Source organism: Marinococcus halophilus, assembly GCF_900166605.1.
Lineage (GTDB): Bacteria > Bacillota > Bacilli > Bacillales > Marinococcaceae > Marinococcus > Marinococcus halophilus.
On the sequence record NZ_FVZD01000006.1, the window covers coordinates 441,698 to 455,021 of the forward strand.

At 50.7% G+C, this 13,324-nt stretch carries 12 protein-coding genes; all 12 read left to right on the forward strand.

What is annotated here, in order from left to right; all coding sequences use genetic code 11:
• Nucleotides 1-179: 179 nt before the first annotated feature.
• The 12 genes from uvrB to hisD all read left to right on the forward strand — a co-directional run bounded on the left by uvrB (nucleotide 180) and on the right by hisD (nucleotide 13,324).
• Nucleotides 180-2,156: an excinuclease ABC subunit UvrB gene (uvrB, locus tag B5066_RS08310; RefSeq protein ID WP_079475478.1), complete on the forward strand. Its 1,977-nt coding sequence runs from the start codon at nucleotides 180-182 to the stop codon at nucleotides 2,154-2,156.
• A gap of 7 nt (nucleotides 2,157-2,163) precedes the next feature.
• Nucleotides 2,164-5,049, forward strand: coding sequence for an excinuclease ABC subunit UvrA (gene uvrA, locus B5066_RS08315; protein ID WP_079475479.1), 2,886 nt, complete (start codon nucleotides 2,164-2,166; stop codon nucleotides 5,047-5,049).
• A 105-nt stretch (nucleotides 5,050-5,154) separates the two neighbouring features.
• Nucleotides 5,155-6,282 carry a DUF4097 family beta strand repeat-containing protein gene (locus B5066_RS08320; protein WP_179124061.1) on the forward strand — a complete coding sequence of 376 codons (1,128 nt, stop codon included), beginning with the start codon at nucleotides 5,155-5,157 and terminating at the stop codon, nucleotides 6,280-6,282.
• A 21-nt stretch (nucleotides 6,283-6,303) separates the two neighbouring features.
• Nucleotides 6,304-6,510, forward strand: a complete 207-nt coding sequence (locus B5066_RS08325; RefSeq protein WP_079475481.1) for a PspC domain-containing protein — start codon at nucleotides 6,304-6,306, stop codon at nucleotides 6,508-6,510.
• Nucleotides 6,510-6,872, forward strand: a complete 363-nt coding sequence (locus tag B5066_RS08330; RefSeq protein ID WP_079475482.1) for a phage holin family protein — start codon at nucleotides 6,510-6,512, stop codon at nucleotides 6,870-6,872. Before B5066_RS08325 ends, B5066_RS08330 begins: the two co-directional genes overlap by 1 nt.
• A 199-nt stretch (nucleotides 6,873-7,071) precedes the next feature.
• Nucleotides 7,072-8,007, forward strand: a complete 936-nt coding sequence (gene hprK, locus B5066_RS08335) for an HPr(Ser) kinase/phosphatase (protein ID WP_079476989.1) — start codon at nucleotides 7,072-7,074, stop codon at nucleotides 8,005-8,007.
• 36 nt (nucleotides 8,008-8,043) lie between these two features.
• Entirely contained in the window at nucleotides 8,044-8,874 is an 831-nt protein-coding gene (gene lgt, locus B5066_RS08340) for a prolipoprotein diacylglyceryl transferase (RefSeq protein WP_079475483.1), read from the forward strand.
• 25 nt (nucleotides 8,875-8,899) lie between these two features.
• Entirely contained in the window at nucleotides 8,900-9,556 is a 657-nt protein-coding gene (gene ppaX / locus B5066_RS08345; RefSeq protein ID WP_079475484.1) for a pyrophosphatase PpaX, read from the forward strand.
• Nucleotides 9,553-10,032 (forward strand): acyltransferase, encoded by a 480-nt coding sequence (locus tag B5066_RS08350; RefSeq protein ID WP_079475485.1) that lies wholly within the window; start codon nucleotides 9,553-9,555, stop codon nucleotides 10,030-10,032. Before ppaX ends, B5066_RS08350 begins: the two co-directional genes overlap by 4 nt.
• Before the next feature lie 199 nt (nucleotides 10,033-10,231).
• Nucleotides 10,232-11,419, forward strand: coding sequence for an ATP phosphoribosyltransferase regulatory subunit (locus B5066_RS08355; protein ID WP_079475486.1), 1,188 nt, complete (start codon nucleotides 10,232-10,234; stop codon nucleotides 11,417-11,419).
• Nucleotides 11,412-12,053 (forward strand): ATP phosphoribosyltransferase, encoded by a 642-nt coding sequence (hisG, locus tag B5066_RS08360; protein WP_079475487.1) that lies wholly within the window; start codon nucleotides 11,412-11,414, stop codon nucleotides 12,051-12,053. The genes B5066_RS08355 and hisG overlap by 8 nt, the downstream gene beginning before the upstream one ends.
• Entirely contained in the window at nucleotides 12,053-13,324 is a 1,272-nt protein-coding gene (gene hisD, locus B5066_RS08365) for a histidinol dehydrogenase (protein WP_079476990.1), read from the forward strand. Before hisG ends, hisD begins: the two co-directional genes overlap by 1 nt.

The following is a 13,324-nucleotide window of genomic DNA, read 5'->3' on the forward strand; positions in this document are numbered from 1 at the left end:
GGTTCTGTTTTTTTGCATAGGGACAGGGTAAGTGTCGTTTTCTTTGCAATTGCCGGGGAGTGGAGTACAATAATAACAGCGAATATACGTTCGTTTTTATGTTGTTTCTTTCCAATCTTCATGTGGTATATAGTAAATAGACATATGACCGGAACGCAGACAGGAAGTGAGGGACTACTATGAACGAAACATTTGAACTGGCGAGTAGATACAATCCGGAGGGCGACCAGCCGCAGGCGATTGAAAAGCTGGTTCAAGGACTGAAGGACGGCAAAAGATACCAGACACTGCTTGGCGCGACCGGAACCGGTAAAACGTTTACCGTTTCCAATGTGTTAACAGAAGTGAACCGGCCCACGCTTGTTATGGCTCACAATAAAACACTCGCCGGGCAGTTATACAATGAATTTAAAGAAATGTTTCCAAATAACGCCGTGGAGTACTTTGTAAGCTATTATGACTATTATCAGCCGGAGGCCTATGTGCCGCAGACAGACCAGTTTATTGAAAAAGACGCGAGTATTAACGATGAAATCGACAAGCTAAGGCACTCGGCGACGAGCGCCTTATTTGAGCGCGAAGACGTTATTATCGTCGCCAGTGTATCCTGTATTTACGGGCTTGGTTCCCCGGAAGAGTACCGGGATCTCGTGCTTTCGCTTCGGACCGGCATGGAGATCGAACGGGACCAGATTCTCCGGAAACTCGTGGACATTCAATACGAGCGTAATGACATTAATTTTGTGCGCGGGACATTTCGCGTGCGCGGGGATGTCGTCGAAATTTTTCCGGCTTCAAGAGATGAACATTGCATTCGTGTTGAAATGTTCGGTGATGAAATTGACCGGATCACCGAAGTGGACGCCCTGACTGGTGAGGTTATTGGTGAACGCTCGCATACTGCAATCTTCCCGGCTTCCCACTTTGTGACCCGGGAAGAAAAAATGGAGCGTGCCATTAAAAATATTCAGCAGGAGCTTCAGGAGCAGCTTGAAAAGTTTCGGGCGAACGGCCGGGAGCTTGAAGCCCAGCGGCTTGAACAGCGGACCAATTACGACCTTGAAATGATGCAGGAGATGGGCTTTTGCTCCGGCATTGAAAACTATTCGAGGCATTTGACTTTCCGGAACCCCGGGGATGCGCCTTATACATTGATTGACTATTTTCCGGATGACTTTTTGCTGGTGGTGGATGAGTCCCACGTAACGCTTCCACAGGTGCGCGGCATGTACAACGGGGACCAGGCGAGGAAGCAGGTGCTCGTGGACCACGGGTTCCGTCTTCCGTCCGCGATGGACAACCGTCCGCTGAAATTTGATGAATTTGAAGAGCGGATTAATCAGGCAATGTTCATTTCTGCGACACCGGGGCCGTATGAGCTTGAACATGCACCGGAAGTCATTGAGCAGATCATCCGCCCGACCGGCCTGCTTGACCCTACGGTGGAAGTGAAGCCGATTGAAGGCCAGATCGATGATTTAATCGGCGAAATTCATGAGCGCCGGGAACGGAATGAGCGGGTGCTTGTGACGACGCTCACGAAGAAAATGGCCGAAGACCTGACCAACTATTTAAAAGAACTCGGCATCCGGGTGAAGTACTTGCACTCGGACATTAAAACACTTGAACGGATCGACATCATCCGCCAGCTCCGCCTCGGCCAGTTTGATGTTCTGGTCGGCATTAACCTGCTCCGGGAAGGGCTGGACATCCCGGAAGTGTCACTGATTGGTATTCTGGATGCAGACAAGGAAGGCTTTCTGCGTGCGGAACGCTCCCTTATTCAGACAATGGGCCGCGCCGCCCGGAACGACCGCGGGCATGTTATTATGTACGCAGACAAAATCACCCGTTCGATGGACGTGGCGATTAGTGAAACAAACCGGCGCCGTGAGATCCAGATAGCGCACAACGAAAAATACGGCATCACGCCGAAAACAATCCAAAAAGAAATCCCTGCCCTGATTCAGGCTACAGTCAGTTCAGAGGATTCCTCGGATATTGATAAACCAGCTCTCGATAAAATGAGCAAGAGCGAGCGGAAGAAAGTCATTGACCAGATGGAAGACGAAATGAAACAGGCAGCAAAAGACCTGCAGTTTGAACGCGCAGCGGAACTGCGCGATATGGTATTAGAACTTAAAGCGGAAGGATGACCAACGAATGGCAGCAGATAATATTAAGATTCAGGGAGCAAGGTCCCATAATTTAAAAGATATTGATGTGACAATTCCGCGGGACCAGCTGGTCGTCATGACCGGGTTATCCGGCTCCGGGAAATCTTCGCTTGCCTTCGATACGATTTATGCTGAAGGGCAGCGCCGTTACGTGGAGTCATTGTCGGCTTACGCCCGCCAGTTCCTGGGGCAGATGGAAAAGCCCGACGTTGATTCCATTGAAGGGCTGTCGCCGGCCATATCGATTGACCAGAAAACAACAAGCAAGAACCCGCGCTCCACGGTCGGCACCGTGACGGAAATTTACGACTACCTGCGGCTGTTATTTGCCCGTGTCGGTACACCTTACTGCCCGTACCACCATGTGCCGATTACCTCCCAGACTATTTCACAGATGGTCGACCAGATGATGGCTTACGCTGAACGGACAAAAATGCAGATTCTCGCTCCGGTTATTGCTGGCCGGAAAGGAGAACACGTGAAAGTAATGGACCAGCTGAAGCAAAAAGGGCTGGTGCGTATTCGCGTGGACGGAGAAATGCGCGACGTTGGAGAAGAAATCAAGCTCGATAAAAATAAAAAGCATGATATTGAAGCAGTGGTAGACCGCGTTGTTATAAAGGACGGGGTCGAGTCCAGGCTCGCAGACTCTCTGGAAACCGCCCTTGAACTCGGAGAAGGGAAAGTACTTATCGATGTTGTTGGTGAAAAGGAAATGCGGTTCAATCAGCACCATTCCTGCCCGGAATGTGGCTTTTCCATTGGGGAGCTCGAACCAAGAATGTTTTCCTTTAACAGTCCGTATGGCGCCTGCCCGACCTGTGATGGTCTTGGCAGTAAGCTTGAAGTGGACAGCGACCTAGTCGTTCCTGACCCGGATCGCACGCTCCGGGAACACGCTATCGCCGTATGGGAGCCAATCAGCTCCCAGTATTATCCGCAGCTGCTCCGCTCGGCATGTGACCATTTTAATATTGATATGGACACCCCGTTCAAGGATCTCTCGGCAGAACATAAGAAAATACTGCTCGAGGGCAACGGCCAGCAGAAAATAATCTTCCGGCACAAAAATGAGCGCGGCCAGGTCCGTGAGCGCCAGATCTACTTTGAAGGCGTGCTGAACAACGTTTCCCGCCGCTATCGTGAGAGCGGGTCGGATTTCACCCGTGAACAGATGCAGCAGTATATGAGCAACAAGCAGTGCCCAACGTGTAAAGGCCACCGCCTGAGTCTTGAAGCGCGTTCTGTGCTGGTGGGAAATATTCACGTTGGGGAATTGACGGATCTGTCGATTCAACAGGCGTATACGTATATAGAAACTATCGAGTTAACAGAAAAAGAAATGGAAATTGCCCGCTTGATTCTCCGTGAAATCAATGAACGCCTCGGCTTTCTCATTAATGTCGGTCTCGATTATTTAACCCTGAGCCGTTCCGCCGGCACCTTGTCAGGCGGCGAAGCGCAGCGTATCCGGCTGGCGACCCAGATCGGTTCGGCGCTGATGGGGGTTCTCTACGTGCTTGATGAACCTTCAATCGGACTGCATCAGCGGGATAATAACCGGCTGATACAGACGCTGCAGAACATGCGCGACCTCGGGAACACGCTGATTGTTGTCGAGCACGATGAGGACACTATGCTTGCCGCTGACCATATCATTGACATCGGTCCCGGGGCCGGCCGCCACGGTGGTCAGATTATCGCAGAAGGAACGCCGGAAGAATTGAAGAAAAACGACGATTCCCTGACCGGTCAGTATCTGGCCGGGAAAAAATTCATTCCGCTCCCGACTGAACGCCGCAAGCCTTCCGACCGCTGGCTGAAAGTGAAGGGCGCGGTGGAAAACAACTTGAAGCGGACGAATGCCGATATTCCGCTCGGCCTGCTAAGTGCGATCACCGGGGTTTCCGGTTCCGGAAAAAGCACACTGATTAATGACATTTTATATAAAGTGCTTTCACAGAAGCTTCACCGCGGTAAGCAGAAGCCGGGAGCGCATAAAAGCGTGGAAGGCATCGATCAGCTTGAAAAAGTAATTGATATCGACCAGTCGCCAATTGGACGGACGCCTCGCTCAAACCCTGCAACCTATACAGGTGTGTTTGATAATATCCGTGAAGTGTTTGCTATGACCAACGAAGCGAAAATCCGCGGTTACCAGAAGGGACGCTTCAGCTTTAACGTCCGTGGAGGGCGCTGTGAAGCATGCAAAGGCGACGGTATCATTAAAATAGAAATGCATTTTCTCCCGGACATTTATGTTACGTGCGAAGAGTGCGGCGGTCAGCGCTACAACCGCGAAACGCTCGAAATTAAATACAAAGGTAAAAATATTGCTGATGTGCTCGAAATGACTGTCGAAGAGGCAGTCGGCTTCTTTGAAAACATTCCAAAAATCCGGCGGAAAATTCAAACGTTATATGACGTTGGTTTGGGGTATATAAAACTAGGACAGCAGGCAACGACACTTTCCGGCGGAGAAGCCCAGCGCGTAAAGCTTGCTTCCCAGCTGCACCGCCGTTCTACAGGCAAATCCCTTTATATCCTTGATGAACCGACGACCGGCCTGCATGTGGATGATATCGACCGGCTGCTCAAGGTACTCCAGCGGCTCGTAGACAACGGAGATACTGTTTTAATCATTGAACACAATCTCGATGTCATTAAAACAGTGGATCATATCATCGATCTTGGCCCGGAAGGCGGAGCAGGCGGCGGCAAAATTGTGGCTACAGGCACGCCGGAAAAAGTAGCGGAGTCAAAGGCCTCCTATACTGGTTATTATTTAAAGCCGGTGCTTGAAAGAGAAAGAGACCGTATGGCCAGGCAATGGGAAGCATCAGAAGAGGCGGCCCATACCCCTTCATCGTAGAAGAATTGACTGAAACGGATAATGTTGTTCTTCGTATGTAATAGGAAGCAGCAAGCCAAAACGCTACGTGCCGGTTTTGATATATTACCGAAGGAGGAACACGAAATGGATGAAGAACGTCAGCGAATACTGAAAATGATGGAAGACGGCGTTATCTCGCTTGAGGAAGGAGAGCGTCTGCTCCGGGCTAAAGGGTCAGCCCCGTCACCGGAAGCTCAGGAAGGTGGCAAAGAAGACGGGAAAGGCGGCTCTTCTGAATCTCGGAGAAGCGGCGCCTATCGGACAGACAAAAAAGCGGGCGGCAGCCAGAAACGAAAAAGCAAGGAAGATCCGTTCGCGATGCTTTCGGGGTTTTTCGACCATGCACTTGACCGCGTTAAACGGTTTGACCTCGATTTTAATTTTGGGCCATCTGTAGATTTTCAGCATACGTTTGAACATGATGAAAGTGAGATTCGTTCGCTCGACACGTTTATCCAAAATGGAAGCCTGATCTGCCAGAGGTGGGAAGGGAGCACCATTCGCGTTGCCTGCCAGGTGAAAGCTTATACAGAAGAAGACGAAGATTCAGCACGGCGCGAGTTCATCGAAGGCACTGACTTTGATTCCCGAAGCGGCAAGCTCTGCTTTGCTTCAAGATCCGGCAATTATAAAGTCCAGGCGGTTGTCTACATCCCGGAGAAATCACTGGACAAAATGGACGTCTCCACGTTTAACGGGGATATCCGAATCGATGGCGTTCAGGCAGATAATCTGTACGTGAAAGCAAGCAACGGTGCGATTACAGTACTGCACGCTTCTGCTGGTTATCTGGCAGTGGAAACAGCCAATGGCACGGTGGAACTGAAGGAGGGGAGAATCGGCAGTGCGGACGTTAAAACGTGGAATGGCTCGATTCACTACGACGGATCGCTCACAGATATTGAAGCAGAGGCGTTGAACGGAGCGATTACGGCCCGGTACACGTCAGTAAGCGAGAGAAGCCGGGCGCTTCTTTCCACAACAACGGGCAGCATCAAAGTGGTTGCGCCGAGGGAGATCCGCACGGAGGGCGTCCTCCGGACAAACGTCGGCAATTACAAGTGCCTGCTCGATAATATCGAAGTGAAAGAAGAAAAAAGCGAGTTCATGCAGAAGTATTACCAGTTTGTCTCCAACTCGGAATCGGCTCCAACGCTGCGGCTGGAAGCTTCGGCAAAGACAGGAACCATTACTGTGCAGGACCATGAATAAAAAACTGAAAGGGTGATCAGATTGGCAAAGAAAAAGTTGTACAAATCCCGTGACGACCGGAAATTGACAGGTGTATGCGGTGGATTGGCAGATTACCTCGGCTGGGATTCCTCTTTAATACGAATCATAAGCGTTGTGCTTGTTATTCTGCCCGTCACTTCCTGGGTGCTGCTGATTTATCTCGTGCTGGCTGTACTTCTGCCAAATGAAGAGGATGCCGTTTCCTGATGGGCTGTTTAGTACCGTTTATTGTTAACACCATTGCGCTAATGGTAGTGGCCGGGTTTTTCCCCGGATTTTCCATAGACGGCTTTGGGGCGGCCATCGCAGCCGGACTGGTGTTGACGCTGATCAATCTTGTGATTCGGCCGCTTTTAATCTTTTTCACCCTGCCGCTTTCCGTGGTGACATTCGGTTTGTTTATTTTTGTCATCAATGCCCTGATGCTGATGCTTACGTCAGCAGTTATGGGAGAAGCCTTTAACATGTCCGGCTTTGGCATGGCTTTTCTTGCCGCTGTTGTGATCGCGGTTTTAAATATGCTGATGTACAACCTTTTTGTAAATCCGCTGAGCGGAAGAAAAACGTAATCTTATTCGTGCTGCAGGAAGAATAATGCACAAAAAAGGCCCGCTCACCGGCGGGTCTTTTTCATGCAGCGGCAAAATTGAAATCCCCCGGCGCAGGTTCCATCTTCTTTTGAAAACGTGCTACAATAACAACGTACGAGAAGAGGAAACAAACATATTCATAATACAACGGACCGATTTTTTTGAGGGAGGCAGCACGATGGCAAAAGTGACGGCAACGGATTTACAGGAGCGTTTTCAATTAGAACTGCTCGCCGGAGGAGAAGGACTGTACCGGGCAATAACCACAAGCGATATCTCCCGCCCGGGGATTGAAATGGCCGGCTTTTTTACATATTACCCCGCCCGGCGGCTGCAGTTGCTTGGACGTACTGAGCTTTCTTTTTTTCAACAGCTTCAGGATGCAGAAAAGCAGGAGCGGATGGAAAAGCTGTGTACGTATGACACTCCCGGCATTGTAATCTCGCGGGGGCTCGTGGCTCCGCCGGAGCTGATTGAAAATGCGGAAAAAACCGGTGTTCCAATCATGCGATCGCATCTGGCAAGCACGCAGCTGATCAGCCAGCTGACGAACTATCTGGATACCAAACTAGCTAAATCTACGGCTATGCACGGGGTCCTGGTGGATATATATGGCATCGGCGTTTTGATTACTGGAGCAAGCGGCGTGGGGAAAAGCGAAACCGCCCTGGACATCGTGCGCCGGGGCCATCGCCTTGTAGCGGATGACTCTGTTGAAATCCGCCAGCAAAATGGCGATACTCTTGTTGGAACAGCACCAGAGCTGATCCAAAACCTGCTTGAAATTCGCGGTCTTGGCATTATCGATGTGATGACGCTGTTTGGCGCAGGCGCTGTACGACCGTACAAACGAATCTCGCTAACCATCCATCTCGAACTATGGGATGAACAAAAGGCCTACGACCGCCTTGGGCTCGATGAAGAAACGCTCCAGGTGCTCGATACGGAAATTCAAAAGCTCACTGTGCCAGTACGGCCAGGCCGGAACCTTGCTGTTATCATCGAAGTAGCAGCGATGAATTTTCGGCTGAAGCGGATGGGCGTAAACACAGCCCAGCAGTTTTCCGATCGTTTGAAACAAATGATCGATGACGGCGATAAAGAAGAATTTTAACGAATACACATCTAGCAGACAGGAGTGGCAGGGGATATGATTTATTCATCGATGCAGCCGATTGACCGGATTGCCTTTGAGGTTGGGTCTGTACCAATTTACTGGTACGGGATACTCATCGGCCTGGGCGCTCTGCTGGGATACATATTAGCTTCCTACGAGGCGAAAAAACGGGGGCTTCCAGAAGATATTTTTGCAGATCTGCTTATTTTTGCCATACCAATTTCAATTATCTGTGCCCGTTTGTATTACGTGATCTTCGAATGGGACTATTATGCCCAAAACCCGGGCAGTATTCTGGCGGTGTGGGAAGGCGGCCTTGCGATCCATGGCGGATTGATTGGTGCAGTGCTTACGGGTATCGTTTTTTCAAAAATCAAGCGTGTTTCTTTTTGGAAGCTTGCAGACATCGCTGCGCCGAGTATTATTTTAGGCCAGGCGATCGGCCGCTGGGGTAACTTTATTAACCAGGAAGCCCACGGCGGTGAAGTGAGCCGTTCGTTTTTAGAAGGGCTGCAGCTGCCTGAATTCATTATTAACCAAATGTACATTGAGGGTGCCTACTATAATCCGACGTTTCTATATGAATCACTTTGGAATATTGCCGGGTTTCTACTGCTTTTGGGGCTGCGCCGGGTTAATCTCCGACGCGGGGAATTGTTTTTAACGTATGTTATCTGGTATTCCTTCGGACGCTTTTTCATCGAAGGCATGCGTACCGACAGCTTAATGCTGTTCGATACGATCCGGGTGGCGCAGTTAATTTCGGTGCTCTTGATAGTAGCAGCCGTGAGTCTGATTTTATACCGCAGGCAGGCAGGCCTTGCCAAAGCAAGATACTTAAGTAAAGACGGGCCCGGCATATAAGGAAGAAAGCGAAAGGGGAAGCACCATGACCAGATGGAATACACTGCTGTTTGATTTAGATGGCACGCTGATTGATACCAATGATTTAATCATTTCTTCTTATGAGCATGTGCTGACGTATTATGCGCCGGATCAATATAGCAGAGATGACATTATCAGCTGGATCGGGGTGCCGCTGGCAGACAATTTTTCAAGCATCAGCAGCAATCCGAGCCAGGTGGAACAGATGATTGATACCTATCAATCCCACAACCTGGCGAACCACGAAACGCTCGTCCGCGAGTACGACGGAGTATACGATACCATCAAAACGCTCCATGAACGCGGCTTTTCTCTTGGTATTGTGACGACAAAGCGGAAGGAAGCGGCGGTCAAAGGAGCGGAGATGCTCGGGCTCCTTCCTTTCTTTTCGACGTTCGTTACGGTGGATGATGTCACAAATCCCAAGCCGCATCCAGAACCGCTGCAAATAGCCATGACACAGCTGAACGCCCGTCCGGAGGAAACTATCATGGTCGGTGACAGCCAGTTTGATATTCTGGCCGGGAAAAATGCGGGGGTACGTACAGCGGGAGTAGCATGGACCATCAAAGGCGCATCATTTCTAAAAAATTATGAGCCGGACTGGATGCTCGCCAAAATGAGTGACCTGCTTGATATTGTCGGTGAAACAGAAGAATGAGAAAAACAGACCGTTATTTCCCGGGCAATAACACGAATGCTCTATGGCAGATGTACCGGACAGTGCCGTTTTTGAAGGCGTTCAAAAACACGGCCATTATCGAAGTTTCCCGGGCGGTTCCGTTTGTGTCTGTGAAGCGGTGGATGTACCGGCAGCTGCTCGGGATGCAAATAGGTGAAAAAACAGCGCTTGCCTATAAGGTGATGCCCGATCTAATGTTTCCCGAGAAAATCCATATTGGCAGCAACTCCATTATTGGCTATCAGTCGACGATCTTAACACACGAGCATTTAATTGATGAATACCGGCTCGGTGACGTCGTGATCGGAAATGAAGTTATGATCGGCGCCAATGTGACCATCCTCCCCGGAGTGACTATCGGAGACCGGGCTGTCGTGGCAGCAGGAACCGTCGTGCACAAAGACGTGCCCGCGCGGGCTTTTGCCGGAGGCAGTCCGATGCGGATAAGAACATAGGCTTCAAGCCGGCTTTCATAAGAGCCGGCTTTTCTCTTTTCTTGTGAGCGAAAAAGCTGATAGAACAGCTGATATTGTTATAATGAAAGCAGAAATGGAAAATTGACGGTGTAAAAAAAGATGTGTAAACTATGATTATTCTTTATTTTGTTAGTACATTAGCGAACTAAAGCACCGTGAAAAGAAAAGGAGAGAGAGTATGAGTAAGCTTTTTATGTTTGAAAAGCCGCTCGGTATGCGGGATGCGCTTCCGGGGTATTTTCAGACAAAACGGAACGTACAGCGGGTCATTAACGACGAATGGGAAAGCTGGGGGTATCTGCCTGTCGAAACGCCGACCCTGGAATATTATGATACGGTCGGGAGCGCCTCGGCGATTCTTGACCATCAGCTCTTTAAACTGCTTGACCAGCAGGGGCGGACGCTGGTGCTTCGCCCGGACATGACGGCCCCGATTGCCCGGGTCACAGCCTCGGGACTGCAGAACCAGCATTTTCCTATCCGTTTGGCTTATCATACTAACGTCTTTCGCGCGCAGCAGCTCGAGGCCGGGCGGCCGGCAGAATTTGAACAGCTTGGGGTGGAGTTGATTGGAGATGGGACTTCGAGCGCGAACGGCGAAGTCGTTTCTCTTATGATTGAAGCTTTGCGAAAAACCGGCCTGACCACGTTTCAAATCACGGTCGGGCATGTCGGTTACGTGAATGCGTTGCTTGAAGAAGTGCTCGGTAACGATGAGCGGGCCGATGACCTTCGCCGGTTTTTATACGAAAAAAACTATGTCGGCTACCGCCAGCATGTAGAAAATCTTCCGCTTTCCTCGTTGGATAAGAAAAAGCTGAACAGCCTGCTGCGTCTGCGAGGCGACTGGCGGACGCTGGATGAGGCCGTGAACCTGGTCCAGACTCCGGCAGCAAGGGAAGCAGTCGAGGAGCTGCAGGAGATGAAAGCGGTGCTTGAGCACTACGAGCTGTCCGATTACATTAAGCTCGATTTTAACTTATTTATGCATATGAGCTACTATACCGGCATTGTATTTGAAAGCTACGGCAACAATCTGGGTGTGCCGCTCGGGAGCGGCGGCCGCTATGATGAACTGCTGCAGCAGTTTAATCGTCCGGCCCAGGCTGTCGGATTCGGTCTCCGGCTTGATTTGCTTGTTGAGGCACTTGGCCTGACTGGGGCGGTGCCGTCGCAGACGTGTATTTTGTTCAGCCCGGAGCGCCGCCCGGAAGCGGTGGATCATGCGCGTAAGCTCCGCGAAACCGGAAAACGGGTCGTGCTCCAGGATATCCGAGGCGTAGAGGACGTGGATCAGCTGAGTGATTCCTACGAAGATGTCATATCCATGATCGGAAAAAAGAAGGAGGGAGCGGCGCATGAATGAATGGCTGACAATTGCGATGCCCAAAGGACGGATTTTCGAAGAAGCGGTACAGCTTCTCCGCAAAGCCGAATTCCCTATTCCGCCGGAATTTGAAGAGTCCAGAAAGCTCATCGTTGATGCTCCGGAGGCAAATATGCGCTTTATCCTGGCGAAGCCAATGGATGTGCCCACCTACGTGGAACACGGGGTGGCAGACATTGGGGTGGCCGGTAAAGATACGATGATCGAAGAAGAGCGCGACGTATATGAAGTGCTGGATCTCCATATCAGTGCCTGCTACCTGGCAGTAGCAGGACTGCCGGAGTACGAGAAGACGGATGTAAATCCAAAGGTAGCTTCAAAATACCCAAATCTGGCGACGCAGTATTTTAAGCAGCAGGGTGAACAGGTGGAAATTATTAAATTAAACGGCTCTATTGAACTGGCCCCGCTTGTCGGCCTGGCAGACCGTATTGTAGACATTGTTTCCACCGGGCAGACGCTGAAAGAAAATGGTTTAATAGAACTTGAAACGATTGTGCCGATTACGTCCCGGCTGATTGTCAATCCGGTAAGCTATCGTTTAAAGGATACCGTCATTGATGATCTGGTGGAGCGTGTTGCCCAGGTGATAGGAGTGGAAGAACAAGTATGATGAATGTGACCCCTTTGGATAAATCAGTAACACTCGAGCGCACCATTGAGGGAGGCACTGAAAAGCAGCGGGAATCAGTGGCCTCGATTATTGAAAAAGTGCGGGAAAACGGAGATAAAGGCCTCATGGAACTCACCGAGATATTTGACCGCGTTACGCTCGATGAGCTGTTTGTCCAGCAGGAAGAAATAGATGAAGCATACAAACAGGTGAATGATACAGAGCTTGAAGCGATCCGCAAAGCGATTGAAAACATAAAGGATTTTCATCAGCGTCAGCTCCGGCAGTCCTGGATGGTAACCAAAGAAGATGGGACGATGCTCGGCCAGCGGATTATCCCATTCGACCGTGTCGGTATTTATGTGCCGGGAGGAAAAGCAGCATATCCCTCCACCATTATGATGGACGCCATTCCGGCGATCGCTGCAGGCGTAAAAAGCATTACGATGTGCTCGCCTCCCGGTGAGGACCAGCGTCTTCATCCAATGGTGCTCGTCACTGCCAGCGAGTTGGGGATTGAACGTATCGTGAAGGTCGGCGGTGCCCAGGCGGTAGCCGCGCTTGCCTACGGAACAGAAAGCGTGCAGAAGGTGGATAAAATCGTTGGCCCCGGCAATATCTATGTAGCGCTGGCTAAGCGGGAAGTGTTCGGCCAGGTGGCGATTGACAGCATCGCCGGGCCGAGCGAAATCGTCGTGCTTGCTGATGAAACAGCCCGTGCCGATTATATTGCAGCCGACATGCTTTCCCAGGCAGAGCATGATGAGCTCGCCTCGGCTGTTCTTGTTACCACCTCGGAGGAGCTCGGCAGGAAAGTGGCGCAAGAGCTTGAGCGTCAGCTCGAAGATCTTCCGCGTAAAAAGATTGCTGAAGAATCTCTCGATAAACACGGAGCCATTTATGTAACGGAAACGATAGCTGAAGCAGTGGACGCTGTGAACCGGCTTGCACCGGAGCACCTGGAAATCATGACGGCCCGGCCCGAGAACCTGCTCGGCTCCATCCGCCACGCTGGAGCTGTCTTTTTAGGGCCGTATAGTGCCGAGGCGGTCGGGGATTATTTTGCCGGTCCGAACCACGTGCTTCCGACGAGCGGAACAGCACGGTTCTCGAGTCCGCTTGGTGTCGACGATTTTGTGAAGCGTTCAAGCGTGATTTCCTACAGTAAAGAAGCACTCGAGGATAACGGCGAATACATCTCTGCGATCGCCCGGATTGAGGGCCTTGAAGCACATGCACGCGCAGTGGATATCCGGAAGGGGGAAAAGTAA